The sequence below is a fragment of the Klenkia sp. AC732 genome, from assembly GCF_979256525.1.
In genome coordinates this window covers 57,678-83,544 of record NZ_CEEDOS010000004.1, presented here as the reverse complement: position 1 = coordinate 83,544, position 25,867 = coordinate 57,678, and the positions used below count along the sequence as shown (strand labels likewise).

Genomic DNA, 25,867 nt, shown 5'->3' with positions numbered 1-25,867 from the left:
GGGCGGGAGGATGGGCCACCGTGAGCACCACGGCAGCCCTCCTCCAGGTCACCGCGGACGTCGCGGCCGACGAGGCGCTGCGGGTCCCCGCCGCGGTCGACCTCACCGCGATCGTGATCGGCGCCCTCACCGGCGGCCTGCTGGCCGCCCGTGAGGGCTTCGCCGTGTCCGGGGTGCTGCTGCTCGCGGTCTCCGGTGGGCTCGGTGGCGGGCTGATCCGGGACGTGCTGCTCGGCGTCCCGGTGGTGGCGCTGACCAACCCGGCCTACCTGCCCACCGTGGCGATCACCGCGATGGTGACGTTCTTCTTCTCCGGCTGGCTGTCCCGGGCGACCGGGCTGCTGGTCGGTCTGGACGCGCTCACGCTGGGCTTCTTCACCGTCATCGGTGCGCAGAAGGCCCAGCTGGCCGGGCTGCCCAGCGCGAGCGTCGTGTTCATCGGCGTGGTGACGGCGGTCGGCGGCGCGGTCATCCGGGACGTCCTGCTGGCGCAGCGGGCCGACATCGTGCAGCCCGGGCCGTACAACGCGGTCGCCGCCCTGCTCGGCGCGAGCGCGCTCACGGTGCTCGCCGGTCCGCTGGACCTGCCGCCGCTGCCGGTGGCGGCCCTGGTCATCGTGCTGGTCGCGGGACTCCGGGTGCTGTCGGTCTGGCGGGGGTGGGCCGCGCCCGTGGCGATCGACCTGCCGCTGCGGGCCCGGAGCCGGTTGTCTCGGGTGCGGCGCCCCCGGCCGGCGACGGACGCCACGGCCGAACGGGCCCGGCGGCGGCGCCGGCTGGGGCGGCGCTGACCAGCACCACCTGTCGTGGGGACGTCACCGGGAGTCACCCCTGCGGGGGATGAGCCGCCGAGCCCGGTCGGCCGATGATCTCCGTGCGGACCACTCGGGTCCGTGTCGAGAGGACTCCTCATGCAGCGGGGATCGCACCGGTGGCCGATGGCCCCCCCTCGTGCTGCCGTCGTGGCGGTCGTGCTGGTGCTGGTCGGCTGCCAGATCGCGGCTCTGTGGAGCCCCGCGGAGTCCTTCGACCGCTTCACCTCCAACCTCGCACAGCTCGGCTCCGGGCTGGTCGCGACCGGTCTCACCGCGTGGCGGACCACCCGGCACGCCGGGCGGACCCGCTGGTCCTGGGCGCTGCTCAGCGCCGGGACCGGCTGCTGGACGCTGGGCCAGGCGTACTGGTCCTGGGTCGAGGTCGTGCAGGGCGGCGAGGCCCCCTTCCCGTCGGTGGCCGACGTCGGCTTCGTGGCCTTCCCGCTGCTGGCCACCGCGTCCCTGCTGCTGCACCCCACCGACGACGGCCGCACCGGCCGCTGGCAGCGCACCCTCGACGCCCTGATGACCTCGACCGCGGTCGGCCTGGTCAGCTGGGAGACCGCCCTGGGCGCCGTCGTCAGCTACGACATCACCGAGGACACGCTCACCTCCGCCCTCCTCGTCACCTACCCGGTGCTCGACGTCCTGGTCGTCACGCTGATCGTGCTCACCCTGGCCCGCACGACCACCGGCCGGACCCCGCTGGTGCTGGTCGGGCTGGGCCTGACCTCCTTCAGCGTCGCCGACAGCGGCTTCGCCTACGTGGCCGCCACCGGCGCCTACGTGGGCAGCTCCATCGACCTGGGCTGGATAGCCGGCTTCCTGCTCATCGGGCTGGCCGCGCTGACCCGACGCGACCCCGTCGCCGGCACGGCCGTGGAGGGCGCCGCCCGCCAGCGCCCGGCCGGCGTCCCGAGCACCCGGTCGGCCTTCCTCCCCTACGTGCCCGTCGCGGTCGCGCTCGTCGTCACCGCGGGGCTGGCCGTCTCCGGCCGGGTCCTGGGCGGCGGGGAGCTGCTCACCGCCGCCATCGTCGTCGGCCTGCTGCTGGCCCGGCAGTACCTGGCCCTGCGCGACAACACCCGCCTCGCCGCCGAACTGGCCACCCGCGAGGCCGAGCTGCGCCACCAGGCCTTCCACGACGGCCTGACCGGGCTGGCGAACCGGGCGCTGTTCCTGGACCGCCTGGAGCACGCCCTGCAGCTGCACGCCCGCGACCTGCGGCCGGTCTCGGTCGTCTTCCTCGACCTCGACGACTTCAAGGTCATCAACGACACCCTGGGCCACGCCGCCGGCGACGAGCTGCTGATCCGGGTCGCCGACCGGCTCACCGGCGCCGTCCGCACCGGGGACACCGTGGCCCGCCTGGGCGGCGACGAGTTCGCCGTCCTGCTCGAGGACGGCGGTGACCCGCTGCAGATCGGTGCCAAGATCGCCGGCGGGCTGCGGACGCCGTTCACGGTGCGCGGCAACACCCTGGACGTGCACGCCAGCGTCGGCATCTGCGCCCTGGACGCCGACGACGCCCCGGTCGCCGCCGACGAGCTGCTGGCCCGCTCGGACACCGCCATGTACTCGGCCAAGCGCTCGGGCAAGGACCGGATCGTGGCCTACAGCGTGGGCATGAGCCTGGCCGAGCTGCAGGACCAGGAGCTGCGCCAGGCACTGCGCACGGCCATCGACGACAAGCGGGTGCGGCTGGCCTACCAGCCCATCGTCGAGCTGGAGACCGGGCGGGTGCTGGGCCTGGAGGCGCTGGCCCGCTGGCGGCACGAGGACACCGACGTCCCCCCGGACGTGTTCATCCCGCTGGCCGAGCGCACCGGGCTGATGCCCGCGCTGACCGCCGACCTGCTCGCCGAGGCCTGCCGCAAGCTGGCAGAGTGGACCACCGGGCGCCACGAGCCGCTCACCGTGCACGTCAACGTCGCTCCCAGCCAGGTCATCGCGCCCGGCTTCGTGGCCATCGTCGGCGAGCTGGTCAGCCGCTACCGGCTGCTGCCCGGTCAGCTGGTCCTGGAGATCACCGAGTCCGGCATCTTCGCCGACCTGGACGCCGCCAAGCGCACCGTCACCCAGCTGCGCCACCTGGGCGTCGGGGTCTCCCTGGACGACTTCGGGGTCGGCTACTCCTCGCTGGCCCAGCTGAACTCGATGCCGCTGGACTCGGTGAAGATCGACCGGTCCTTCCTGGCCGCCATCGACACCGACGCCCGGCAGGCCACGTTCCTGCGCGCCGTGCTGCGACTGGCCGAGGACATCGGCCTGCAGGTCGTCGCCGAGGGCGTGGAGCGGCCCAGCCAGGTCCGCCAGCTGCGGGCACTGGGCTGCGAGTTCGCCCAGGGGTACCTGCTCGGCCGCCCGATGGACGGCGACGACGTCCCCGAGCTGCTCGAGCGCCGCGCCGTCGCCGTCGGCTGACCCCCTCGCCACCGTCGGCTGACCCCCCTCGCCGCCGTCGGCCGACCCCCTCGCAGGGGTCAGGCCGGGCCGGGGCCCGGTCAAGGCCGTGCCCGGGGACGTCGATCACCGTGGGGTGACCGACCTGTTCGAGCCGACCCGCCGAGCCGACTGCCGCCCGCTGCTGGCCGACCCCGACGACCTCACCGTCGTCTGGGCGCCGGTCGTGGCGCTGACCACCGGCACGGTGGCCGGCTGGCGCGCCGAGGCGCGCTTCCCCGGCACCGCCACCCCCGACGTCTGGTTCGCCGCCGCCGCGGACGCCGGCCTCGCCGCCCCGCTGCAGGCGCTGCTGCTGCAGACCGCGCTGGCCCGGCGTCCCGACTCCGGCCTGGTGCACGTGGCCGTGGACCCGTGGCTGCTGGGCGCGCCCGCGGTGCACGAGGCGCTGCAGGTGCCGCTCACCGACGTGGTCGTGGAGCTCACCGACTCCCCCGTGGACGACGAGGCCACCCTGCTGCAGCGCTGTGCCCGACTGGCCGCGCGAGGGGCCCGGATCGCCGTCCCGGCGGCACTGCTGCTGCGGGTGCCCCAGCTCGCGGCCGACGTCGTCGTCCTGCCGCAGGGGCTGACCGCCGGCGTCGCCGGCGACCCGCGCCGCACGGCGGTGGTCGCCGGGCTGCTGGCCTACGCCGAGCGGACCGGCGCCACCGTGCTGGCCGACGGCGTGGAGACCACCGCGGAGCTGTCCGGGCTCAGCCGGTTGGGCGTGCCGCTGGCCCGCGGCTGGCAGCTGGGCCGCCCGTCCGCCGGGTTCGGCCCGGCCGCACCCGAGGTGCTGCGGATGCTGCGCGGCCGGGCCGTCGAGCAGCGCCGGGACACCACCGTCGCCGCCCTGCTGCGGCCGGTGCGCACCTGGACGCCCGGACGGGACGACCGCCAGCTCACCCCGCCGGTCGTCCAGCTGGAGCCCACCGGCGAACCGGCCGGGCTGACCCTGGTCGACGCCCGCACCGGCGACTGGTTCGACGTCCCCGCCACGCTCACCCTGCCCGCGCACACCGAGGTCCGCGAGGCCCTGCACCGGGCACTGGCCCGCCGCCCCGCGCACCGCTTCGACCCGGTGCCCTGCACCGATGCCGCGGGGACCGTCGTCGGCCTGGCGCGCGTCGAGGACCTGGCCGAGGCAGCCACGGCGGTGCCGCTCAGCTGACCGCCGGGCCGGCGACCAGGGCGGCGCCGGCCGCCCGGAGCCGGTCCAGGACCGCCCGCACACCGGACCGCGCGAGGTGGTCGGGACGGGCGAGGACGTCGACGTCGCGGGTCACCGTCAGGCCGTGCAACGGCCGGGTGACCACCCCCGGGTGCAGGTCCTGCTGGGCCAGGTGGCGGGGGACCAGGGCCAGCACGTCTCCGGTGGCCACGACGGCACTGGCCAGCCCGAAGTCGTTGACCCGGTGGACGACGTCCAGCGGGCGGCCGGCGGCGGCGCCGACCGCGCCGAGGACACCGGTGAGCGGGTACCCCTCGTGCACGGCCAGCCAGCGGTGCCGTGCGACGTCCGCGGGGGTCACCTGCGCCTGACCGGCGAGCGGGTGTCCGTGGGCCATGGCGATGTCCATGGGCTCGGTCAGCAACCGGGTGACGACGAGCCCGGGCCCCGTGGGCCACCGGGGTCCGTGGCGCAGCCGGTGGGCCAGCACCAGGTCGTGGTCGGCGACCAGCGCCGGGAAGGCGTCCTGCGCGGTGTCCTCGTCACGGCAGTGCACCGGGGGGTGGCCCGGCTGCCCGGACCACTGCAGCAGCGGCCCGAAGAAGGCCAGTCCGGCGCTGTGGAAGGCACACACCCGGACGGGCGCCGCGGCGTCGGCCAGGTGGTCGGCGACGGCGTGCTCGGCCCGGGCCAGGGCCTCGGCGATGTCGACGGCCGCGGCGGCCAGCGCCCGTCCCGCGGGGGTCAGGACCAGCCGCCGGCCACGCCGCTCGGTCAACGGGACGGCGGCACCCCGCTGCAGCACCTTGAGCTGCTGGGACACCGCCGACGGGCTGACGTGGGCGGCCTCGGCGACGGCGGACAGGCTGCCCCGCTCCCCCAGTTCCCGGAGCAGCTGGAGCTGTCGCACGTCCATGAAGGCGATGCTAAAGCGTGCTTGGTCGAAGTGACCCTGGTTCTTCAGGGTGGCGACGGCGACGCTCGTCCGGTGCACCCGTCCCGGACCGACGTCAGCCTGCTCGCGGTCGCCGCGGTGTGGGGCAGCAGCTACTGGGCCGCCCAGGAGGCCGCCGCGCAGCTGGGGGTGCTCCCCCTGCTGGCGGTCCGCTTCCTCGTCGCCGGCGTCGTGCTGGCCCTCGTCGCGGCCGTGCTGCGCTCCGAGCGGCCCAGCCGCGGGGAGATGCGCCTGGGCGTGGTGCTGGGTGGGTCGCAGGCCCTCGTCCTGGTCCTGGAGACCTGGGGCGTCACCCGGACGACGGCCACCAACGCCGGTCTGCTCATCAGCCTCACCGTCGTGCTCACCCCGGTGCTGGAGTCCCTGGCCGGGCGGCGGTGGCTGCCCCGGCGGTTCTTCGTCGCCGTCGTGGTCGCCGTCGTCGGGGTGGCCGTGCTCGTCTCCGGGGAGGGGCTCAGCGCCCCCACCGTGGGGGACGCCGTGATGCTCCTGGCCGCGTTCGTCCGCTCGGTGCACGTCACGGCCAGCGGGTCGCTGACCAGGGACCGGCCGGTCCGGACCCTGACGCTCACCCTGGTGCAGACCTGGGTCTGCGCACTGGGGTTCACCGCCCTGGCGCTGCCGGCCGGCCTCACCGGGGCCGTCGTGGGTGCCGGTGCCGGGACCTGGTGGGCGGTCGCCTGGCTGGGGCTGGCCTGCACCGTGTTCGCGTTCCTGGTGCAGCTGTGGGCGGTGCGGGCCACCTCGGCCGCCCGGGCCAGCCTGCTGATGGGCACCGAGCCGGTCTGGGCGGTGGCCGTCGGGATCGGCCTGGCCGGGGACCACCTCACCTGGGCCGTCGGCCTGGGCGCCGCGCTGGTGCTGGCCGGCACCGGCTGGGGTCAGCGGGTGGAGCTCCAGCACCGGACCGCGGGCGTCGCGGGAACGGCGGGCCCGGTGTCCCGGCCCGCCGGCGGGGTCAGCGCGGCTGGGCCGAGGCGTCGGTGAGGGCCTGGCGCTCGTCGTCGGTGAGCACCAGGCCCAGCATCGGGAGCAGGTCGGCCAGCTGCTCCACCGACCGGCCGCTGGCGATCGGGGCGACCACCGTGGGCTGGTCGGCCAGCCAGCGCAGCGCCACCGCCGACCCGGTCGTGCCGTGCGCCTCGGCGACCTGCGCCAGCGCCGCCAGCACCCGGTCGCCCTTCTCCCCCACGTAGGCCGAGGCGCCCTTCGCGCGCGGGCTGTCGATGGTCTCCCCCGCCCGGTACTTGCCGGTCAGGAAGCCCTTGGCCAGCGAGAAGTAGGGCAGCGTGCCCAGCCCGCGGTCGGCGACGACGTCGCGCAGCTCGTCCTCGTAGACCGGGCGCTCCATCAGGTTGTAGTGCGGCTGCAGCGCCACGTACGGCGTCAGGCCCAGGTCGCGCTGCAGGTCCAACGCCTCGGTGAGCCGGGCCGCCGAGTAGTTCGAGGCAGCGACGTGGCGCACCTTGCCGGCCTGCACCAGGTCGTCGAAGGCCCGCAGGGTCTCCTCCAGCGGCGTCGTCTCGTCGTCGTAGTGCGCGTAGTAGACGTCGATGGTGTCGACCTGCAGGTTGCGCAGGGAGCGCTCGCACGCGGCCTGCACCTCGGCAGCCGACAGCGGGTGCTCCTTCTCCCCGGGGCTGGCCTTGGTGGCCACCACCACCCGGTCCCGGGCGCCGCGCTCGGCCATCCAACGGCCCAGGATCTGCTCGGACAGGCCGTTGCCGTACATCTCGGCGGAGTCGACGAACGGGGACTGGGTCGAGGGCACGGCGTCGTGGAAGCGGTCCAGCAGGGCGAAGCTCGTCGCCTCGTCCGCGGTCCACCCGAACACGTTGCCGCCGAAGCAGAGGTCGCTGACGGTCAGGTCGGTCCCGGGGAGCTGTGGCATGCCCCGACGCTAGGCCGGACCGGTCCCTCACGCAGGCCGGCCGGTGGGGCGGGCGCGGGCTCGACGGGCCCGCTGCGACCCGGATGAGGGCTCGAAACGCCGGAAAGACGGGCCTGTCGCTGGCGGAACCGCAGGTCGGCATGGCACCGTGCCTGACGTCCCTGGTCGACGACGTGGTCGGCCAGACCGCCCGCGAGGCGGCGGGAAGAGCCGGGAACGGCTCGTCCCCGCACCCCGCGGAGGCCCCGACCGTCCGCCCGGACGACCGGGGAGGCCCACCCGAGTGGGCCACCAGACCACCGAGAGGAACCCCCCGTGAACAAGGCCGAACTCGTCTCCGCCATCGCCAAGCGCGCCGACGTCCCCGCCTCGACCGTCGACTCCGTCATCGCCGCCCTCGGCGAGGAGTTCGTCGAGGCCCTCACCCGCGGCGACAAGATCGCCCTGCCGGGCCTGCTGACCCTCGAGCGCGGTCAGCGCTCCGCCCGCACCGGCCGCAACCCGCAGACCGGTGAGTCGATCGAGATCGCCGCGTCGAACACCGCCAAGCTGTCGGCCGGCTCGAACCTGAAGAAGGCCGCTGCCGCCGTCCCCGTCTCCTGACCGAGGACGCGCACCGCGCGTCGACCGGCTGAGCTGGTCCGAGGCCGTCCTCCCCCGCGAGAACTCGTGGGGGAGGGCGGCCTCTCGCATGGGGGGACGACGCCGCACGGGGCGCCTGTCGGACGGCGGGGGCAGGATGCGGGCGAGCGCCCCGTCCACCGACGAACGGGGCCGCGCGACCAGGAGGCACAGTGCTCGAGAACGTCACCGATCCCGCCGAGGTGGGCCTGGACGCCGGCCGGTTGCGCCGGCTGGACGCCCGGCTGGCCCGTTGGGTGGACGACGGGCAGCTGCCCGGGTTCCTCGTCACCGTCTCGCGGCACGGCCGGCTGGCCCACGTCGGCACGCACGGCGTGCGGGACGTCGAGGCCGGCCTGCCGGTCACCCCGGACACCATCTGGCGGATCTTCTCGATGACCAAGCCGATCACCTCGGTGGCGGCGATGTCGCTGTACGAGGAGGGTGCCTTCGAGCTCACCGACCCGATCACCCGCTGGCTGCCGGAGTTCGCCGACACCCGCGTGTACGTGGCCGGCTCGGCCGCGAAGCCGGTGACCGTGCCGCAGATCGAGCCGATCCGGGTCTGGCACCTGCTCACCCACACCTCCGGGCTGACCTACGGCTTCCACCACGCCCACCCCGTCGACGCCGCCTACCGCGCCGCCGGCCACGAGTGGGGCACGCCCCCGGGCGCCGACTCCGCCGAGGTCACCCGCCAGTTCGCCGCGATGCCGCTGGTCTTCCAGCCCGGCAGCGAGTGGAACTACGGCGTGTCCACCGACGTGCTGGGCCGCCTGGTGGAGGTGATCGCCGGCAAGCCGCTGGACGAGGTGTTCGCCGAGCGGGTGTTCGGCCCGCTGGGCATGACCGAGACCTCCTTCGGCCTGCGCCCCGACGACGACCCCGCCCTGCTGGCCCGGCTCTACGGCCCCGGCGTCGTCCCGCTGGCCGCCTTCGAGCCGGCTGCCCGGCAGAAGCCCGCGTTCCTGTCCGGCGGCGGCGGGCTGGTCTCCACCGCCGGGGACTACCTGCGGTTCGTGGAGATGCTCCGCGCCGGGGGCGCTGCACCCGACGGCACCCGGGTGCTGGGCTCCCGGACTCTGGCGCACATGGTGCGCAACCACCTCCCGGGCAACGCCGACCTGGAGACCTACGGCCGGCCGCTGTTCGCCGAGACCCCGCTGCGCGGCGTCGGGTTCGGGCTGGGCTTCTCGATGGTGCTGGACCCGGCCCGCTACGGCGTCGTCAGCTCGGTGGGCGACTACTCGTGGGGCGGCGCGGCGTCGACGGCGTTCTACGTCGACCCCGTCGAGGACCTGACCGTCAGCTTCTACACCCAGCTGCTGCCCTCCAGCACACTGCCGATCCGCTCGTACCTGCGGCAGCTGGTGAACCAGGCCCTGGTATGAGGCTGGACCCCACGGCGCAGACGCTGCACGGCTGGTTCGACGCGTCGCTGCCGCCCGCACCGACCGTGGACCCGGGTGCCACGGTCACCGTCGGCTGCCTGGACTCCGGCTGGTCGACCGGCCCGTTCGACGGCGGTGACCTGGCCGCGCGCGGGCGGCACCCGGCGTGGGAGCCGGGCACCGGGCACGCGCTCACCGGCCCGATCGCGGTCCGCGGTGCGCGGCCGGGCCAGGTGATCGCCGTCCGGGTGGACGACGTCGTCCCCGGCGCGTTCGGGACGACGTACTGCGGGCTGCGGGACACCGCGCTCAACCGCCGGCTCGGCGTCCTCGGGGACCCGGTGGTGCTGCGCTGGACCATCGCCGACGGGGTGGCCACCGAGCAGCACGGGTACCGGGTCGCCGTCCGGCCGTTCCTGGGCGTGGTGGGCCTGCCGCCGGCCGAGCCCGGCCGGCACTCGACGGTGCCGCCGCGCTGGCACGGCGGGAACCTGGACTGCCGGGAGCTGGTCGCGGGGTCGACCCTGTACCTGCCGGTGACCGTCCCCGACGCGCTGCTCAGCGTGGGCGACGGGCACGCCGCGCAGGGCGACGGCGAGGTCAGCGGCACCGCGATCGAGTGCCCGGTCGAGGCGACCCTGACCCTCGACGTGCTCGAGGACCTGCACGGCCTGCGGCTGCGGACGCCCGTCGCGCAGACCCCGGCCGGCTGGGTGGCGATGGGGGTCGCCGACGACCTGGACACCGCCACCGGGCACGCCCTGGACACGGTGCTGGACCTGATGGGCGCCCTGCACGGGATCGGCCGGTCGGAGGCCCTGGCGCTGGCCTCGATGGTCGTGGACCTGCGGGTGACCCAGGTGGTCAACGAGGTGGTGGGGGTGCACGCACTGCTGCCACCGGGACGGCTCCTGCAGCAGTGACTAGAGCAGCGAGAGGCCCAGCCGCTCGCTGAGCAGGTGCAGGGCCGCCCGGCCGGCCCGGGAGTTGCCCGCCGCGTCCAGCGGCGGCGACCACGCGCAGACCCCGAACCGGTTCGGCACGTCGCCCATCACCGCACCGGCGACACCGCTCTTGCACGGGAAGCCCACGTCGTAGGCGAACTGCCCGGCCGCGTCGTAGGTGCCGCAGGTCAGCATGACCGCGTTGACCCGGCGGGCCAGCGGCTCGGGGAGCACCCGCTCGCCGGTGGCCGGGTCGACCCCGTCCGCGGCCAGGAACCGGGCCGCCCGGGCCAGCTGGCGGGCGGTCACGGTGAGCGAGCAGAGCTGGGCGTAGGCGTCGACGACCTCGGGGACCGGGTGGTGGAAGTTCCCGAACGAGCTCATCAGCCAGCCCATCGCGGTGGCCAGGTCGGCGCCGTCCCGCTCCTGCGCGAGCACCTCGGGGTCGGACTCGAGCCGCTCGCCCACCAGGTCCGACAGCAGGTCCGTCACCGCGGCCGTCGCCGCCTCGGCCGAGCCGGTGGCACCCACCAGCACGTCGCAGACGACGACCGCGCCGGCGTTGATGAACGGGTTCCGTGGCACACCGTGCTCGCGCTCCAGCTGCTCCAGGGAGTCGAAGGGGTCCCCGGACGGCTCGCGGCCGACCCGCTCGAACACGTCCTCGCCCACCAGCTGCAGCGCGGCGGTGAGGGAGAAGACCTTGACCACGCTCTGCACCGGGAAGCCGACGTCGGCGTCCCCGGCGACGTGCTCGGTGCCGTCCAGCTCGCACAGCGCCAGGCCGAACCGCTCGGGGCCCTGCCCGGGTTCGTGCACCTCGTCGTCCCCGGCCAGCGGGCGGGCCTCGGCAGCCACCCGGTCCAGCGCGTCGGTGAGGTCGTCGGGCAGGTCGGCGGGGCGAGGCGGCACACCCCAGGCTGACACGGCCCGCGCGACCGGGCTGGTTGAGTGGACCCGTGCTGCGCATCGGTGCCCTCGACGTCCCCGACGGGCGGCTGGTGGTGATGGCGATCGTGAACCGCACCCCCGACTCCTTCTACGACCGCGGCGCCACCTTCGAGCTCGCCGCCGCCGTGGACCGGGTCGACCAGGTGGTCGCCGAGGGCGCGGACATGGTCGACGTCGGCGGCGTGAAGGCCGCGCCCGGTGCGGAGGTGACGCCGGCGGAGGAGATCCGCCGCACCGTCGACCTGGTCGCCGCGATCCGCGCCGCCCACCCCGAGCTGCCCATCTCCATCGACACCTGGCGCGCCGAGGTGGCCCGCGAGGTGCTGGCCGCCGGCGCCGACGTCGTCAACGACGCCTGGGGCGGGGTCGACCCGCGGCTGGCCGAGGTCGCCGCCGAGGCCGGGGCCGGCATCGTCTGCACCCACGCCGGTGGGCTGCCCCCGCGCACCCGCCCGCACCGGGTGGCCTACCCCGACGTCGTCGCCGACATCGTCGCCCGGACGACGGCGCTGGCCGACGCCGCCGTCGCGGCCGGCGTCGACCGCGAGCGGGTGCTCATCGACCCCGGGCACGACTTCGGCAAGAACACCCGGCACTCGCTGGAGGCCACCCGCCGGCTGGGCGAGCTGGTGGACACCGGCTGGCCGGTGCTGGTGGCGCTGAGCAACAAGGACTTCATCGGCGAGACCCTCGGCGTCCCGCTGGACGAGCGGCTCACCGGCACCCTGGCCGCGACCGCCGTCAGCGCCTGGCTCGGCGCGCGGGTCTTCCGGGCCCACGACGTCGCCCCCACCCGGCAGACGCTGGACACGGTCGCGAGCATCCGGGGCGACCGCCCACCCCTGCGCACCACCCGCGGCCTCGCTTAACGTCACGCTCATGGCCGCCACCGGGTTCCACACCGCCGACGAGCTGAACGCGCTGCTGCCGGGCACCCTCCCGGGGCTGCTCGGGATCGTCATCGACAGCCACGAGGCCGGCCGGCTGACCAGCCACCTCGACGTCCGGGGCGAGCTGCTGGCACCCAACGGCTACCTGCACGCGGCCACCGTCGTGGGCCTGGCGGACACCTCCTGCGGCCTGGCCACCCGCGCCCTGCTGCCCGAGGGCGCCACCGGCTTCACCACCGTCGAGCTCAAGAGCAACCACCTGGGGACGGCGCGCGAGGGCCGGGTGGAGTGCGTCGCCACGAACGTGCACGCCGGACGCACGACCCAGGTCTGGGACGCCGTGGTGAGCAACGCGGACTCCGGGAAGACGATGGCGCTGTTCCGCTGCACGCAGTCCGTGCTCTGGCCGCGCTGACCCCTACTGGCCGGTAGCCCCGCTGTGGCGGGGGCCACGCCGGGTGTGAGACTGGGGTCACCACCCAGCCCTCGAGGAGGACCCCCCGTGGCGTACGCCAGCCGCTTCCCCGACGTCGAGATCCCCGACGCCGCCGTCCCGACCTACGTCCTGGCGAGGTCGCGCGAGCTGGGTGACCACCCGGCCCTGGTCGACGGGCTCTCCGGCGAGACCATCACGCACGGCCAGCTGCTCGCGTACGTGGACCGCTTCGCCGCCGCGCTGCACGCCCGCGGGCTGGGCAAGGGCGACGTCGTCGCCGTCTTCTCCCCGAACACCATCTGGTTCCCGGTCGTCTTCCACGGCATCGCGGCCGCCGGCTGCGTGATGAGCCCGATCAACTCGCTCTACACGCCCGACGAGATCGCCTTCCAGCTCAGGGACGCCGGCGCCAGGACGCTGGTCACCGTCTCCCCGTTCCTGGACCGGGCCCGCCCCGCGATGGAGGCCGCCGGCGTCACCGACCTGGTGGTGCTCGACGGCGCCGAGGGCGCGGACAGCCTGCGCGACCTGCTCGGCACCCAGGCGCCCTCGGTCACCCCGGACATCGACCCGGCCACCGACCTGGTCACGCTGCCCTACTCCAGCGGCACCACCGGCCTGCCCAAGGGCGTGATGCTGACCCACCGCAACCTGGTGGCCAACGTCGCCCAGACGGTGCCGCTGATCGACCTGCACGACGGCGACGAGCGGATCATCGCCGTCCTGCCGTTCTTCCACATCTACGGCCTCACCGTGCTGATGAACCAGGGCCTGCAGTGGGGCGGCACCGTCATCACGCTGCCCCGCTTCGACCTGGAGCAGTTCCTGCGCGCCATCCAGGACCACCGGGTGACCCGCGCGTTCGTGGCGCCGCCGATCCTGCTGGCGCTGGCCAAGCACCCGCTGGTCGAGCAGTTCGACCTGTCCTCGCTGCGCTCGGTCACCTCCGGTGCGGCCCCGCTGGACGAGTCGCTGGCCTTCGCGGCCCAGGACCGGTTGCGGGCCCTGGCCGGCACCGGGGACGACGGCGTCACCGTCGCCCAGGGCTACGGCATGACCGAACTGTCCCCGGTCAGCCACACCACCCCCGACCACGGCCTGGAGCCCGCCGGCGCGGGCGCCACCCCCAAGGGCACCGTCGGCTACGCGCTGCCCAACACCGAGTGCCGGCTCGTCGACCCGGCCACCGGTGCCGACGCCGCCGAGGGCGAGCGCGGCGAGCTGTGGGTCCGCGGCCCACAGGTGATGGCCGGCTACCTGAACAACCCGCAGGCGACCGACGAGACGCTGGACGCCGAGGGCTGGCTGCACACCGGCGACGTCGCGATCGTCGACGACGCCGGCCGCTACACGGTGGTCGACCGGGTCAAGGAGCTGATCAAGTACAAGGGCTACCAGGTGGCCCCGGCCGAGCTGGAGGCCGTGCTGATCGGCCACCCGCAGATCGCCGACGCCGCCGTCATCGGGGTGAAGGACGCCGAGTCCGGCGAGGAGCTGCCCAAGGCGTTCCTGGTCCGGGCACCGGGGACCGAGATCAGCGAGGACGAGGTCAAGGCCTACATGGCCGAGAAGGTCGCCCCGCACAAGAAGATCCGGATCGTGGAGTTCATCGACGCGGTGCCCAAGTCCGCGGCCGGGAAGATCCTGCGCAAGGAGCTGCGGGCCCGCTGACCTGCGTGTCTCACGCGAGAGGCGCGTCGCGACGGCCGTCGGACGGCATGCTGTCCGACGGGCGCCCCGGGCACCGGGGCCACGAGGACGGAGCACCATGGCCAAGCAGCGCTACGAGTACAAGGTCGCCGAGCTCCGCGAGGGCATGATCGGCGGCAAGATGTCCGGCGACAAGCTGGAGAAGGTCCTCAACGAGCACGCCGCCGACGGCTGGCAGGTCAAGTCGGTCACCACGGCCGACGTCAAGGGCCGCATCGGGCCGGGCAGCACCGAGGGCGTGCTCGTCACCTTCGAGCGCCCCGTCGGCTGACCTCCCGGTCGAGACTGCAGAACGGCGACGGCGACACCCCGGTGCACGGGGTGTCGCCGTTGCCGTCCTGCAGGGTCAGCGGCGAGGCAGGCCCTTGCGCCAGGCGCTGAAGGAGCTCACCGGGCCGGCGTGCGGGCGGTGCAGCCACGGCCAGGGGTGCACCTCGACCGGCTCCACGTCGGCAGCCCGACGGCGGAACCCGGGCACGGGCGCGTGCGTCACCGCCACCGACCGGCCGGCCAGCTCGGCGGCCGGCTCCCCCAGGTGCAGCTGCACGTCCCGGTCCTCCGCCAGCTCGGCCAGGGTCTCGGTGAGGAACACCAGCCGCTTGGAGGCCAGCCGCAGCCGGGCCAGCAGCGGCTCGTCGAACACGAAGACCACCGGCAGGTCCGGGTGCGCGGCCAGCGCGGGGTCGGCCGCGCCCAGCGACTCGGCGGTCAGCCAGACGGCGTCGGGCTCCCCCGTCGTCTCCACCTCCGCGGGGCCACCCGTGACGTCGGGCGCGGGGTCGGCGGCCATCAGCGGCTCGCGCTCCAGCCAGCGGGTGGGCTGGTCGTCGGGCCACTGCTCGATCGGGCAGTCGGCGGCCAGCGGGCAGCGCTCGCACAACCCCGGTGCCCGCTTGCGCACCTGCCAGCGGGAGAAGCCGTAGGCCTTGCCGTTGCCGGCACCCACCGTCCACTGCCAGCCCACCCGGTTGGCCGCCCGCGACCCGTCCAGCAGCCGGGCGTACAGCTCGTCCTCCCCCGCCGCCCAGTCGTGGCCGGCGCGCACCGTCCACTGGGAGGACACCCACATCCGGGTCTGGTTGACCAGCCAGCCGTCGGCGTCCAGCTCGCCCAGCACGGTGTCCAGGCAGGCCATCTCGCGCGGCCACGGCTCCTGCCAGCGCGCCCGGGCCCGGGCCGGCTCGGCCCGCAGCGCCGTCCGGGTGCGGGTGCCCAGCCGGGCGTACAGGTGCCGGGAGTACTCCTGCCAGAGCAGCTCGTCGCGGTACTTGGTGCGGTCCCGGGTGGGGGCGTCGGCGACGGCGTCCCACACCTCGGGCAGCGGCAGCAGGCCGTGCCGGATGTAGGGGCTCATCGCCGAGGCGCCCCGGCGGGACTCCGGCAGCACCTCGTTGCGCCGGCCGGCGTACCCGGCGACGTCCAGGGTGGCCAGCGCGGCGTCCGCGGCCGCCTGACCGCCCCGGAACCGGCCCGAGGGGCGGACGGCGTCGTCCCGGTGCAGGTGCCCCAGGTGCTCACCCACCCAGGTGGGGACGTCGGCGACGGCGGGGACGGGGAGCTGGCTCACCGCTCCACCCTGCGGGTTCCCGGCCGCGCGCGCCGGACGGGTGCGGCCTACGGTCGGTCCCGTGCGAGCGATCACGATGGAGTCCCCCGGCGGTCCCGAGGTCCTGGTCTGGGGCGAGGCCCCCGACCCGGTCTGCCAGCCCGGCGAGGTCGTGATCGACGTCGTCGCCGCCGCGGTCAACCGCGCGGACCTGCTGCAGCGGCAGGGCGCCTACCCGGTCCCGCCGGGCGCCAGCGAGATCCTGGGACTGGAGTGCAGCGGGATCGTCTCCGAGGTCGGCGCCGGGGTCACGGAGTGGTCGGTCGGCGACGAGGTGTGCGCGCTGCTGTCCGGTGGCGGGTACGCCGAGAAGGTCGCCGTCCCGGCCGGGCAGGTGCTGCCCAAGCCGGCCGGCGTCGAGCTGGCCACCGCCGCCGCGCTGCCCGAGGTGGTCTGCACGGTCTGGTCCAACGTCTTCATGCTCGCCGGCCTGCGCCGCGGGGAGACCTTCCTGGTGCACGGCGGGTCCTCCGGCATCGGCACCATGGCCATCCAGCTCGCCGTCCGGGCCGGCGCCCGGGTGGCGACGACGGCCGGAAGCAAGGCCAAGCTGGACTTCTGCCGGGAGCTGGGCGCCGAGGTGCTCGTCGACTACCGCGAGCAGGACTTCGTGGAGGTCGTCGGGCAGGCCGACGTGGTGCTGGACAACATGGGCGCGAAGTACCTGCCCCGCAACGTGGACGTGCTGGCCCCCGACGGCCGGATCGTCGTCATCGGCATGCAGGGCGGGGTGAAGGGCGAGCTGGACCTGGGGAAGCTGCTGCGCAAGCGCGGCACCGTGCACGCCACCGCGCTGCGTGGCCGGCCGGCGACCGGCCCGCACTCCAAGGCCGAGATCGTCGCCGCCGTCCGGCACGACGTGTGGCCCGACGTCGAGCGCGGCACCGTCCGCCCGATCGTGGACCGCCGGCTGCCGATGGCCCGCGCCGGTGAGGGCCACGCCGTCCTGGAGGCCAGCTCGCACATCGGCAAGGTCCTGCTGGTCAACGAGGGCTAACGCAGGTCGGAGATGCTCTCGATCATGTGCTCGACCTCTTCGGCCGTGTTGTAGTGCAACAGCCCGAGGCGGACGGCACCACCCTGCTCGTTGACGCCCAGGGCGTCGAAGAGCTCGCGGGCGTAGTAGTCGCCGTCCCAGGCGCAGATGTTGCGCCGGGCGAGCTCGGTGGCCACCTGGCGCGGGCGCATGCGGGAGACGGTGAAGGACAGCGTCGGCGTCCGGTAGAGCGGGCTGCCCAGCACCTGGACGTGCGCCATGCCGCGCAGCGCCCGGTCCAGCCGGTCGAACAGCGCACCCTCGTACTCGGCGACCGCGGCCATCGAGGTGGCCAGCCGCTGTCGGCGGGTGCCGGTGGCCTCCGGCGACAGCGAGGCGAGGTGCTCGACGGCGGCCGCGACCCCGGCGTACAGCTCGAAGGCCGGGGTGCCGGTCTCGAAGCGGTCGGGCACCCGGTCGGAGCTGGGGGTCAGCTTGTCCGGGCTCAGCGTCTCCAGCAGGGCGGGGTCGGCGACGACGGCGCCCAGGTGCGGGCCGCACCACTTGTAGGCCGACAGCGCCAGGAAGTCGGCGCCGGTGGAGGCCAGGTCGATGAGGCCGTGCGGGGCGGCGTGCACGCCGTCCACGTAGACCAGCGCACCGACGGCGTGCGCCCGGTCGGCGATGGCCCGGACGTCGGGGCGGGTGCCGATCGCGTTGCTGGCCAGCGTGACGGCGACCAGCCGGGTGCGCTCGGTGAGCAGCTCGTCGTACTGCCAGTCGGGCAGCTCGCCGGACTCGATGTCCACCTCGGCCCACTTGACCAGCAGCCCGGCCTCCTCGGCCAGCTGCACCCAGGGCCGGATGTTGGCGTCGTGGTCCAGCCGGCTGACCACGACCTCGTCGCCCGGGCGCCAGGTCTTGGCCAGCGTGCGGGCCATCGTGTAGGTCAGCGACGTCGTGTTGGGGCCCAGCACGACGCCGTTCGGGACGCCGCCGACCAGGTCGGCCAGGGCCGACCGTGCGGCACTGACCAGCTGCTCGGCACGGGCGGAGGAGGGGAACACCCCGCCGCGGTTGGCGATGGGCACCCGCATGGCCTGGGAGACCGCCCGCAGCACGCTCTCGGGCACCAGGGCGCCCGCCGGGCCGTCGGCGTGCACGAAGCCGTCGGAGAGGCCGGGGAACAGCCCGCGGACACGCGCGACGTCCAGCGCCGCGGCCCCCGATGACATGTGCGCACCCTAACCGGGCGGCTGCGCCGGTGAGGGGTCAGTCCGTCACGTTCGGTCGCGGCCGGCAGAGGGCAGGATGGGGGGCATGACCGCACCCACACCGAACGGGGCCCCGGGCCAGCAGCAGGTCGTCGTCGTCGGACCCGACGGGCAGCCCGTCGGCGCGATGCCGATGCCCGCCGACGGCGAGGGCGGTGTCGCCGACCTGGTCGAGCAGCCCGCGAAGGTGATGCGGATCGGCACCATGATCAAGCAGCTGCTCGAGGAGGTCCGGGCGGCCCCCCTGGACGAGGCGAGCCGCAACCGGCTGCGCGACATCCACGCCTCCTCGATCCGCGAGCTGGAGAAGGGCCTGGCCCCCGAGCTGCGCGAGGAGCTGGAGCGGATCACCCTGCCGTTCACCGACGGCGTGACCCCGTCCGACGCCGAGTTGCGCATCGCCCAGGCCCAGCTGGTCGGCTGGCTGGAGGGCGTCTTCCACGGCATCCAGACCGCGCTGTTCGCCCAGCAGATGGCCGCCCGTGCCCAGCTGGAGGAGATGCGCCGCAAGGCCCTGCCCGGTGGGCAGCAGCCCGGGATGCCGCAGCAGCCCGGTGGGGGCCAGTACCTCTAGGGCCCTCCCAGGGTCGCCCCGTCGTCCTCGGTCGGCCGCTGACCCGGCCGGCCGCCCCGGTGGTCCTGGGGGCTGAGGCCGCGCACCCGGGTGAAGGCGGCGGACAACGCGAACGGGGTGCCGTAGCCGACCCGGCGGGCCACGGCGGTGAGGGTGGCGCCCGGCTCGAGGAGCAGGTCCGCTGCGACCTCGAGCCGGCGTCCGGTCAGGTAGGCCATCGGCGGCTCCCCGACGGTCTCGGTGAACCTGCGGGCCAGCGCAGCCCGGGACACCCCCGCGACGGCGGCCAGCGAGGCCACCGTCCAGGGGTCGCCGGGTCGGTCGTCGATCACGGCCAGCACCGGGCGCAGCACCGGGTCGGCGTGCGCGGCGTACCAGCGGGGGGTCGGGGTGTCGGGACGGTCCAGCCAGCTGCGGACCGCCGAGACCAGCACGAGGTCCAGCAGCCGGTCCAGCACCGCCACCTGCCCGGGTCCGTCACGGCCGACCTCGCGCTCCAGCCACCGCAGCAACGCCAGGTCGTCACCGGCCAAGGGCTGGCTGAGCAGCGGCGGGAGCGCGTCGAGCAGCCGCCGGCTGGTCTCCGCCGGCAGCTGGTACGTCCCGGTCAGCAGGACGTGCGGGCCCTCCAGGTCGTGACCCCAGGTGCGCACACCCAGCTCGCTGAACCCGGTCAGCGGTCCGCCGTCGGGGTGCGCGCACACCTGGTCGGGCCCGATCACCGCGGACGGCGCCCGCCCGGGGCTGTCGGACACCACGTACGGGGCGGGACTGCTGACCACCACGACCGTGCCCGGCGTGGCCGCGTGCACCGACCCGCCGGCGTCGGTCTGCACGTGGGCCTCGCCGGAGACGACGACGATCACCGACAACGGGGCGCCGTCGGCGATCCGCAGCGACCACGGGGGCCGCAGCACCGAGCGCAGCACGAAGGCGCCCCGCGCCCGCGGGCCGTCCAGCAGTCCGGACACGGCATCCACCCGGACAACCTAGACGCAGGGACATGGGAACGCGCTGATCGACCATGGAGACCCGCACGCGCCTGCGGTTGCGTGGACGCCATGACGCACCCACCCCGGAACCCCCTGGTCCTGCTCACCGGTGGCACCGGCACCACCGGCCGTCGCGTCGACGCCCGGCTGCGCGCCCGCGGTGCCACGACGCGGGTCGCCTCCCGGGCCGGCGACCCGACCTTCTCGTGGCAGGACCGGTCCACCTGGTCGCACCTCGTCGATGGAGCGACCGCCGCATACCTCTGCTTCTCCCCCGATCTCGCGGTGCCCGGCGCCGCGGACACCGTCGCGGAGTTCGCCCGGTGCGCCACCGCGCACGGCGTCCCCCGCCTGGTCCTGCTCTCGGGCCGCGGCGAGCCCGGCGCCCAGCGCGGGGAGCAGCTCGTGCGGGCCGCCGCCGAGGACGGCGGGGCCTCCTGGACGGTGGTGCGGGCGGCCTGGTTCGCCCAGGACTTCGCCGAGTCGTTCCTGGTGGACCAGGTCCGCAGCGGCGTCGTCCGCCTGCCGGTGGACGACGTCCGGGAGCCGTTCGTCGACGTGGACGACGTCGCCGACGTGGTCGCTGCCGCACTGCTGGACCCTGGCCACGACCGCGAGGTGTACGAGGTCACCGGCCCGCGGGCGCTGGCCTTCGGCGAGGCGCTGGCGCACGTCGCCGCCGCTGCCGGCCGGCCGCTGCGGTTGGAGACACTGACCCGCACGGAGCACCTGCGCGGACTGCAGGAGGCCGGCGTCGGGAACGACGTCAGCTGGCTGATGGACCACCTGTTCACCGAGGTCCTGGACGGACGCAACACCCACCTGGCCGATGGCGTGGTCCGAGCGCTCGGTCGCCCGCCGCGGGACTTCACCGCCCACCTGCCCGCGGCCGCGGCCACCGGGTGCTGGACCGCGCCGGCATGAACGCCGCCACGGCGCTGACCGTCGCGGCCACCGTGGGCACCGGGCTGGTGGGCGGGGTGTTCGCCTCCTTCTCGGGCCTGGTGATGCCGGCGCTGGACCGGCTGGCCCCGCAGCAGGCCGCTGCGGCCATGCAGGCGGTCAACGAGGCGGCACTGCGCCCCCCGCTGCTGGGGGCCCTGTTCGGCACCGCCGCGGTGTGCCTCGCCACCGCCGTCGTCGCCGCCCGCTCAGGTGGACCCGCCACCCCCCTGGTCCTCCTGGGTGCCGGCGTCTACCTGGTCGGCACCGTCGGCGTCACGATCGCGGCCAACGTGCCCCTCAACGACGCTCTCGCCGCGACCGCGTCCGACAGCACGACGGCGGAGGCCTGGGCGGCGTGGTCGGGCAGCTGGACGACCCGCAACACCGTCCGGACCGTGGCAGCCTTGGCCGCCACCGGCCTGTACGCCGCGTCCCTGCGAGCGTGAGGACCGGGCGCCCGAAGGCCGGGCCGTGGGGCGCGCCTGGTGAGGTGACCGTCACCCGGCGACGGGGGCACCGCCGTCCAGCGCCCGACCCAGCAGGGCGACCAGCCCGTCGCGGGTGACCGCGCGGGGGTTGGCGTAGGGCGTGGAGAGCACCTGGTCGGCGATGCGGTCGACGTCGTCCCCGGTCATGCCCAGCTCGGCCAGCGAGCGGGGCGCGCCCAGGTCACCGGCCAGGTCCCACAGAGCCCGGGCGGGGTCGGTCACCCCGCCCATCGCCGCGGACAGCGCGGCGATCGTGTCGGGGACGGCGGGGGCGTTGTGGGCCAGCGCGTGCGGCAGGACCACGGTGTGGGTGGACGCGTGCGGCAGGTCCAGCGTGCCACCCAGGGCGTGGCAGAGCCTGTGGTGCAGCGACATCGTGGTCGCCCCGAGCACCGCGCCGCACAACCAGGCGCCGTACTGGGCGTCCCCCCGGGCCTCGAGGTCGTCGGGCACCGCGGCGATCCGCGGCAGGGCCGACACCAGGGCGCGCACGCCCTCGGCGGCCGTCAACGACACGATCGGGGTGGCGTCGGGGGCGTAGAGGCCCTCGACTGCGTGCGCGATCGCGTTGAAGCCCGACGTCACCGACATCGCCACCGGCAGGGTGAGGGTCAGCTCGGGGTCGTAGACGACCGACACCGGCAGCACCCGCGGGTCGCGGCCGGTCTTCTTGACCCCCTCGGCGGTCAGACCCCACACCGGGGTCATCTCCGACCCGGCGTAGGTGGTCGGGACGGCGAGCACCGGCAGGCCGTGCTCCAGCGCGATCGCCTTGCCCAGCCCGACCGCCGACCCGCCGCCGACCGCCACGCAGCCATCGGCGCCCAGCTCGGCGGCCAGGGCCCGGGCCCGGTGCGCGACCTCGACGGGCACGTGCATCCGCGCCTCGGCCAGCACCCCGGCGGCCCGGTCCCCCAGCGCATCGGCGACCAGCTGCCCGGTGGCGGCCTGCTCCGGGGAGCACAGCACCAGCACCCGGGTCAGCCCGAGTGCGGCGACCTCCTCGGGCAGCCGGGCCAGCGACCCGGGCCCGAAGACCACCCGCATCGGCAACGCGGTGTGGGTGAAGGACCTCACTGGTCGGACACCGCCGGCAGCAGCGAGAGGTCGAAGGTCAGCGTGCGGAACGGGTTGCCCAGCCCGACCTCCGCGGCCCGGGCCGGGTCGTCGACCTCGGGGACCTCGCGGACCAGGGACTCCTTCACCCCGAAGACGGCGTCGGAGTCCAGGTAGGGGCTGTCGGCGACGAACACGTGCGTGGTCACCGGCCGGTACCCCGCCGCGGAGGCGATGAAGTGCAGGTGCGCGGGCCGGTTGGGGTGCCGGCCGGTGGCGGCCAGCAGCCGACCGACCGGGCCGTCGTCGGGGATCGGGTACCAGCGCGGGACGACCGAGCGGAACCAGAACCGGCCCTCACCGTCGGTGGTGAAGACCCCCCGCAGGTTCCCGGCGGGCTGCACGTCGGGCTGCTGGACGTCGTAGAAGCCGTCCTCGTTGGTCTGCCACACGTCGACCGTCGCCCCGGCCAGCGGTGCCGCGTCGGGCCCGGTGACCTGCCCGGAGACCAGGCACGGGGTGCCCTTGCCGTCCAGGGCGATGTCCTCACCCAGCTCCCGGACCGGGGAGGCGACCATGTGGAACGGGCCCAGCACGGTGGACTCGGTCGCCGTCCCGCCGGTGCGGTGGTTGACCGTCTCCACCAGCATCGACACCCCCAGCACGTCCGAGAGCAGGATGAACTCCTGCCGCGTCGGCGTGCACGTCTGGCCGGTCTCGGTGAGGAACCCGATCGCGGCCTCCCACTCGGCCTCGGTCAGCTCGACGTCCTTGACGAAGTCGTGCAGGTGGCGGACCAGCGAGGTGAGCACCTCCCGCAGCCGCGGGTCCGGGGTGCCGGCGAAGGACGCCGCGACCACCTCGGCCGACCGCTCCTCGCTGAACAGCTCGTCGCTGGAGGTGGGTGGGTGTTGCGTCATGACGACGTTCCTCTCTGGCCGGGGGTGCGGAGGCACTGGTCGTGGACGGTAGGGGTGCGGGGCGGAGCGGGAGGAGTCGTCGGAGGCGCGTCCCCGTCGTGACGGCCGACCGTCATCGTCGACGAGGTCGAGCCCGTCCGCTCCCGCTCGGGTGAGCACGGAGGGCCGGGACGGCACCCGATCAGCGGGACGGGGCTGCCGGAACGGTGGACGCGTGTGCGCCCAGCGCCTTGAGTCTCACGACGGGCAAGCGGTGGTTCACCGTCGCAGCCGCGACCGGCCTCCCCCGGTCGCGCCACTGCAGGAGCACCGACCGCTGCGCGCGGTCACCCGCGAGCACCTCGGGTGCGCGTCCCGGTGGGATCTCGCCGCTGATCTTGACGTCGAGGCCGAACTGCTCGGTCCAGAAGTAGGGGTCGGGACGTGGGGCGATCGCACCAACACCGTGGAGGAGTCCTGCGGCAGCGGTCCGGGCTTGCCGCACGGCACTCGTCCAGTGCGGTGACCTGCGCAGGACCCCACGGCCGAGGTCGGTCACAGTGACGTCGCCGGCCGCGTAGACCCGGGGTCCGGCCCGGCAACCCCGGTCGACGACGAGCCCGCCACGGACGATCAGGCCGCTGTCGGCCAACCACCCGGTGTTCGGGATGTCGCCCACCGCCGAGACCACGACGTCGGCGGTCACCTGGCCCGCTGCCCACCGCACGCCCTGGACCTCGGGCCGTCCGACCAACTCGATCCCCCCGGGTGCGTGGACGAGGCGCACGCCGCGCTCCCGCGCGGCCTCCACGACCACCTCGGCCAGCCACTCTCCGAGCAGCCGCCGCAGCGGGGGTTCACGGTCGACGACCGTCACCCGGAGACCGAGGTCGGCACACGTGGAGGCGATCTCCATGCCGAGGAACCCGGCACCGGCGACGACGACCGAGCCGGCACGGCCGATCCTGGCGGCCAGCCCCGTCGCGTCGTCCACGGTCCTCAGGACCTGTTCCCCGACCTGGCCGGGGCCGGCCAGCCGGCGGGCGTGTGAACCGGTCGCCACGATGAGCCCGTCGTAGGGCACCTCCTCCCCGTCGGCGAGGACCACCCGCTGCCGTCCGGGCTGCAGTCCCCTGACTGGCGCACCCAACCGGACCACCACGTCATCACCTGCTGCGGGGAGGGTCGCCGATGCAGCAGGCGCCCCGCCGCCGAGGACGGCCTTGGACAACGGCACCCGGGAGTACGGGGGATGGACCTCGTCGGACAGCAGGGTCAGCGCGCCGTCGAAGCCGTCGGCCCGCAGGGAGGCAGCCGCGGTGACCGCCGCGATCGAGCCGCCCACGACCACCACTCGGCGCAGGACCGGCTCGTCGCCGCGGCCGGTCACGCACGCACCCGTAGGGCTGCGACCGGGCACACCCGCGCGCCCGCCTCGGCCTTCGGGACCAACGCTTCCGGCACGTCCTCCACGAGGACCTCGAGTTCACCGTCGTCGTCGAGCCGGTAGACCTCCGGGGCGGTCTGCTCGCAGAGTCCGTGCCCTTCGCACCGGTCACGGTCGACGTCGACGTGGCTCACCGGAGACCCCTGGGCCGATGGGGGCCGCGGCCGTGTCGCTCCGCCTGCGGGTTCACAGGACGACGTCCAGACGGGCCGGGCGGCGGACCATCGAGCGGGCTGCGGGCCGGCGGACGAAGTCCGGCGCCAACCGCAGCGACGGGAAGCGCTCGAGGAGGCCCTCGAGGAGCAGCCGGGCCTCCAGACGGGCCAACGGTGCACCGAGGCAGGTGTGGACGCCGTGGCCGAACGTCGCCGACGTGGCGCTCCCCGCCGGCCGGTCCAGGTCGAAGACGGCCGCGTCCGGGCCCCACACGTCCTCGTCCAGGTTGGCCGACTGGAGGCTCAGGGCGACCCGCGCCCCTTCCCCCACCGGACAGCCGCCGATGTCGCCGGCACCGGTCGTCGTCCGCAGGACGTACTGCAGGGGCGCGTCGTGGCGCAGCGACTCCTCGATCGCCTGCGGCACGAGGCCGGGGTCGGCGACGAGCCGTTCCCAGCGGGTCCGGTCGATCAGCACCTCGTGCAGCAGACTGGTGATCAGGCTCCCGGTGGTGTCCGTGCCGGCGAGGATCAGCTGCAGGCAGTGCATGACCGCCTCGGCCGGGGACAACGGGGTCTCACCCGGCGCCGGGTGCACCAACCCGTCCATGACGCCGCTGCCCGTGGGTGGACCGGCTGCTCGGGCAACGAGGTGCTGCCCGAGGTGGCCCGCCAGCGCGGCGAACTCCGGCATCTCTGTCGACACCTGCGGGAAGTGGTCGTTGACCACGTCGGCCCAGGTCTGGACCTGCTCCCAGTCCGACTCCGGTAGGCCGAGGAAGGCGTACACGGTGCGAGCGGGCAGCGGTCGCCCCCACTCCGCCCAGACCTCCACCCGCTGCCCGGCCTGCAGGTCCTCCAGCAGTTCGGTCACGATCCGCCGTACCCGCGGCTCCTGCTGGCGCAGGACCGCCGGGGCGAACCAGCGCCGCAAGCGTGCCCGCAGGGCGGTGTGGTCGGGAGCGTCGAGCATGGTGATGGGCGTGGCGGGCAGGGCCTCCATCTCCGTGCCGCCGTCCAGGACGAAGTTGTCCGCCGAGGAGAGGAACACCGGGTCCCGGAGCCCGTCGAGCACGTCGTGGTGCCGGGCGACGACGAAGACCCCCGGGCGCGGCTGGGACACCGGGCACCTGCTGCGCGCCTCGGCGAGCCGAGCGGTGGGCTCGCTGACGTGCTGGGGGTTCAGCGGGTCGTAGGGGCTGTCGCTCGTCGAGAGGGCGGGCGTCATCGTCGAC

Annotated in this window: 26 protein-coding genes; 15 read left to right on the top strand and 11 right to left on the bottom strand. The window is 74.9% G+C overall.

Annotated features, from left to right (window positions below):
- The first annotated feature begins 20 nt into the window (after positions 1-20).
- The 3 genes from AC0IVP_RS03020 (at position 21) to AC0IVP_RS03010 (ending at position 4,431) form a co-directional block, all read left to right on the top strand.
- A complete protein-coding gene (locus tag AC0IVP_RS03020) occupies positions 21-791 on the top strand; it encodes a trimeric intracellular cation channel family protein (RefSeq protein ID WP_056291421.1) in 771 nt (256 codons plus the stop codon).
- Positions 792-938: 147 nt separating this feature from the next.
- Positions 939-3,239 (top strand): putative bifunctional diguanylate cyclase/phosphodiesterase, encoded by a 2,301-nt coding sequence (locus AC0IVP_RS03015; RefSeq protein ID WP_471754438.1) that lies wholly within the window; start codon positions 939-941, stop codon positions 3,237-3,239.
- Positions 3,240-3,354: 115 nt separating this feature from the next.
- Positions 3,355-4,431 (top strand): EAL domain-containing protein, encoded by a 1,077-nt coding sequence (locus AC0IVP_RS03010; RefSeq protein WP_471754436.1) that lies wholly within the window; start codon positions 3,355-3,357, stop codon positions 4,429-4,431.
- Here AC0IVP_RS03010 and AC0IVP_RS03005 read toward each other — a convergent pair.
- A complete protein-coding gene (locus tag AC0IVP_RS03005; protein WP_471754434.1) occupies positions 4,424-5,347 on the bottom strand; it encodes a LysR family transcriptional regulator in 924 nt (307 codons plus the stop codon). The genes AC0IVP_RS03010 and AC0IVP_RS03005 overlap by 8 nt on opposite strands.
- Positions 5,348-5,419: 72 nt before the next feature.
- Between AC0IVP_RS03005 and AC0IVP_RS03000 the strand changes: the two genes are divergently transcribed.
- On the top strand, positions 5,420-6,373 hold the full coding sequence (locus AC0IVP_RS03000; protein ID WP_471754432.1) for a DMT family transporter: 954 nt from the start codon (positions 5,420-5,422) through the stop codon (positions 6,371-6,373).
- On the opposite strand, the gene AC0IVP_RS02995 is transcribed toward AC0IVP_RS03000, so the two are convergent.
- Entirely contained in the window at positions 6,345-7,277 is a 933-nt protein-coding gene (locus AC0IVP_RS02995) for an aldo/keto reductase (protein WP_471754430.1), read from the bottom strand. The two genes, AC0IVP_RS03000 and AC0IVP_RS02995, sit on opposite strands and share 29 nt — an antisense overlap.
- A gap of 315 nt (positions 7,278-7,592) precedes the next feature.
- Here AC0IVP_RS02995 and AC0IVP_RS02990 point away from each other — a divergent pair, with 315 nt between their 5' ends.
- From AC0IVP_RS02990 to AC0IVP_RS02980, 3 genes are all read left to right on the top strand, one after another.
- Positions 7,593-7,880 carry an HU family DNA-binding protein gene (locus AC0IVP_RS02990; protein ID WP_056291413.1) on the top strand — a complete coding sequence of 96 codons (288 nt, stop codon included), beginning with the start codon at positions 7,593-7,595 and terminating at the stop codon, positions 7,878-7,880.
- Between the two features lie 191 nt (positions 7,881-8,071).
- Entirely contained in the window at positions 8,072-9,289 is a 1,218-nt protein-coding gene (locus tag AC0IVP_RS02985; protein WP_471754428.1) for a serine hydrolase domain-containing protein, read from the top strand.
- Positions 9,286-10,212 carry an acetamidase/formamidase family protein gene (locus tag AC0IVP_RS02980; protein ID WP_471754426.1) on the top strand — a complete coding sequence of 309 codons (927 nt, stop codon included), beginning with the start codon at positions 9,286-9,288 and terminating at the stop codon, positions 10,210-10,212. Before AC0IVP_RS02985 ends, AC0IVP_RS02980 begins: the two co-directional genes overlap by 4 nt.
- On the opposite strand, the gene glsA is transcribed toward AC0IVP_RS02980, so the two are convergent.
- A complete protein-coding gene (gene glsA / locus AC0IVP_RS02975; protein ID WP_471754424.1) occupies positions 10,213-11,145 on the bottom strand; it encodes a glutaminase A in 933 nt (310 codons plus the stop codon).
- A 47-nt stretch (positions 11,146-11,192) separates the two neighbouring features.
- Here glsA and folP point away from each other — a divergent pair, with 47 nt between their 5' ends.
- The 4 genes from folP (at position 11,193) to AC0IVP_RS02955 (ending at position 14,491) form a co-directional block, all read left to right on the top strand.
- Positions 11,193-12,053 (top strand): dihydropteroate synthase, encoded by an 861-nt coding sequence (gene folP, locus AC0IVP_RS02970; RefSeq protein WP_056291406.1) that lies wholly within the window; start codon positions 11,193-11,195, stop codon positions 12,051-12,053.
- Positions 12,054-12,063: 10 nt separating this feature from the next.
- The gene (locus AC0IVP_RS02965; RefSeq protein WP_056291405.1) at positions 12,064-12,489 is read left to right on the top strand and encodes a PaaI family thioesterase; all 426 of its coding nucleotides are present in this window, start codon (positions 12,064-12,066) and stop codon (positions 12,487-12,489) included.
- Positions 12,490-12,576: 87 nt separating this feature from the next.
- Positions 12,577-14,181, top strand: coding sequence for an AMP-binding protein (locus AC0IVP_RS02960; RefSeq protein ID WP_471754422.1), 1,605 nt, complete (start codon positions 12,577-12,579; stop codon positions 14,179-14,181).
- A gap of 97 nt (positions 14,182-14,278) precedes the next feature.
- On the top strand, positions 14,279-14,491 hold the full coding sequence (locus tag AC0IVP_RS02955) for a DUF4177 domain-containing protein (RefSeq protein ID WP_056291400.1): 213 nt from the start codon (positions 14,279-14,281) through the stop codon (positions 14,489-14,491).
- Between the two features lie 75 nt (positions 14,492-14,566).
- Here AC0IVP_RS02955 and AC0IVP_RS02950 read toward each other — a convergent pair whose 3' ends face one another.
- Positions 14,567-15,787, bottom strand: a complete 1,221-nt coding sequence (locus tag AC0IVP_RS02950; RefSeq protein ID WP_471754420.1) for an FAD-binding domain-containing protein — start codon at positions 15,785-15,787, stop codon at positions 14,567-14,569.
- A gap of 61 nt (positions 15,788-15,848) precedes the next feature.
- Here AC0IVP_RS02950 and AC0IVP_RS02945 point away from each other — a divergent pair, with 61 nt between their 5' ends.
- On the top strand, positions 15,849-16,823 hold the full coding sequence (locus tag AC0IVP_RS02945; protein ID WP_471754418.1) for an NAD(P)H-quinone oxidoreductase: 975 nt from the start codon (positions 15,849-15,851) through the stop codon (positions 16,821-16,823).
- Here AC0IVP_RS02945 and AC0IVP_RS02940 read toward each other — a convergent pair.
- On the bottom strand, positions 16,820-18,037 hold the full coding sequence (locus AC0IVP_RS02940; protein ID WP_056291393.1) for a cysteine desulfurase-like protein: 1,218 nt from the start codon (positions 18,035-18,037) through the stop codon (positions 16,820-16,822). The two genes, AC0IVP_RS02945 and AC0IVP_RS02940, sit on opposite strands and share 4 nt — an antisense overlap.
- Positions 18,038-18,122: 85 nt before the next feature.
- On the opposite strand from AC0IVP_RS02940, the gene AC0IVP_RS02935 reads away from it, so the two are divergent.
- On the top strand, positions 18,123-18,650 hold the full coding sequence (locus AC0IVP_RS02935) for a bacterial proteasome activator family protein (protein ID WP_056291391.1): 528 nt from the start codon (positions 18,123-18,125) through the stop codon (positions 18,648-18,650).
- On the opposite strand, the gene AC0IVP_RS02930 is transcribed toward AC0IVP_RS02935, so the two are convergent.
- The gene (locus AC0IVP_RS02930) at positions 18,647-19,621 is read right to left on the bottom strand and encodes an AraC family transcriptional regulator (protein ID WP_471754416.1); all 975 of its coding nucleotides are present in this window, start codon (positions 19,619-19,621) and stop codon (positions 18,647-18,649) included. The genes AC0IVP_RS02935 and AC0IVP_RS02930 overlap by 4 nt on opposite strands.
- A gap of 90 nt (positions 19,622-19,711) precedes the next feature.
- On the opposite strand from AC0IVP_RS02930, the gene AC0IVP_RS02925 reads away from it, so the two are divergent.
- Both AC0IVP_RS02925 and AC0IVP_RS02920 read left to right on the top strand, forming a co-directional pair.
- Positions 19,712-20,566: an SDR family oxidoreductase gene (locus tag AC0IVP_RS02925; RefSeq protein WP_471754414.1), complete on the top strand. Its 855-nt coding sequence runs from the start codon at positions 19,712-19,714 to the stop codon at positions 20,564-20,566.
- On the top strand, positions 20,563-21,033 hold the full coding sequence (locus AC0IVP_RS02920; RefSeq protein ID WP_471754412.1) for an anthrone oxygenase family protein: 471 nt from the start codon (positions 20,563-20,565) through the stop codon (positions 21,031-21,033). Before AC0IVP_RS02925 ends, AC0IVP_RS02920 begins: the two co-directional genes overlap by 4 nt.
- A 51-nt stretch (positions 21,034-21,084) precedes the next feature.
- On the opposite strand, the gene AC0IVP_RS02915 is transcribed toward AC0IVP_RS02920, so the two are convergent.
- The 5 genes from AC0IVP_RS02915 to AC0IVP_RS02895 form a co-directional block, all read right to left on the bottom strand.
- A complete protein-coding gene (locus AC0IVP_RS02915) occupies positions 21,085-22,152 on the bottom strand; it encodes a maleylacetate reductase (protein WP_471754410.1) in 1,068 nt (355 codons plus the stop codon).
- On the bottom strand, positions 22,149-23,051 hold the full coding sequence (locus AC0IVP_RS02910) for an intradiol ring-cleavage dioxygenase (RefSeq protein ID WP_471754408.1): 903 nt from the start codon (positions 23,049-23,051) through the stop codon (positions 22,149-22,151). Before AC0IVP_RS02910 ends, AC0IVP_RS02915 begins: the two co-directional genes overlap by 4 nt.
- A 181-nt stretch (positions 23,052-23,232) precedes the next feature.
- On the bottom strand, positions 23,233-24,420 hold the full coding sequence (locus tag AC0IVP_RS02905) for an NAD(P)/FAD-dependent oxidoreductase (RefSeq protein ID WP_471754406.1): 1,188 nt from the start codon (positions 24,418-24,420) through the stop codon (positions 23,233-23,235).
- Positions 24,417-24,611, bottom strand: a complete 195-nt coding sequence (locus AC0IVP_RS02900; RefSeq protein ID WP_471754404.1) for a ferredoxin — start codon at positions 24,609-24,611, stop codon at positions 24,417-24,419. The genes AC0IVP_RS02905 and AC0IVP_RS02900 overlap by 4 nt, the downstream gene beginning before the upstream one ends.
- Before the next feature lie 52 nt (positions 24,612-24,663).
- Entirely contained in the window at positions 24,664-25,860 is a 1,197-nt protein-coding gene (locus AC0IVP_RS02895) for a cytochrome P450 (RefSeq protein ID WP_471754402.1), read from the bottom strand.
- Between the last annotated feature and the right edge of the window lie 7 nt (positions 25,861-25,867).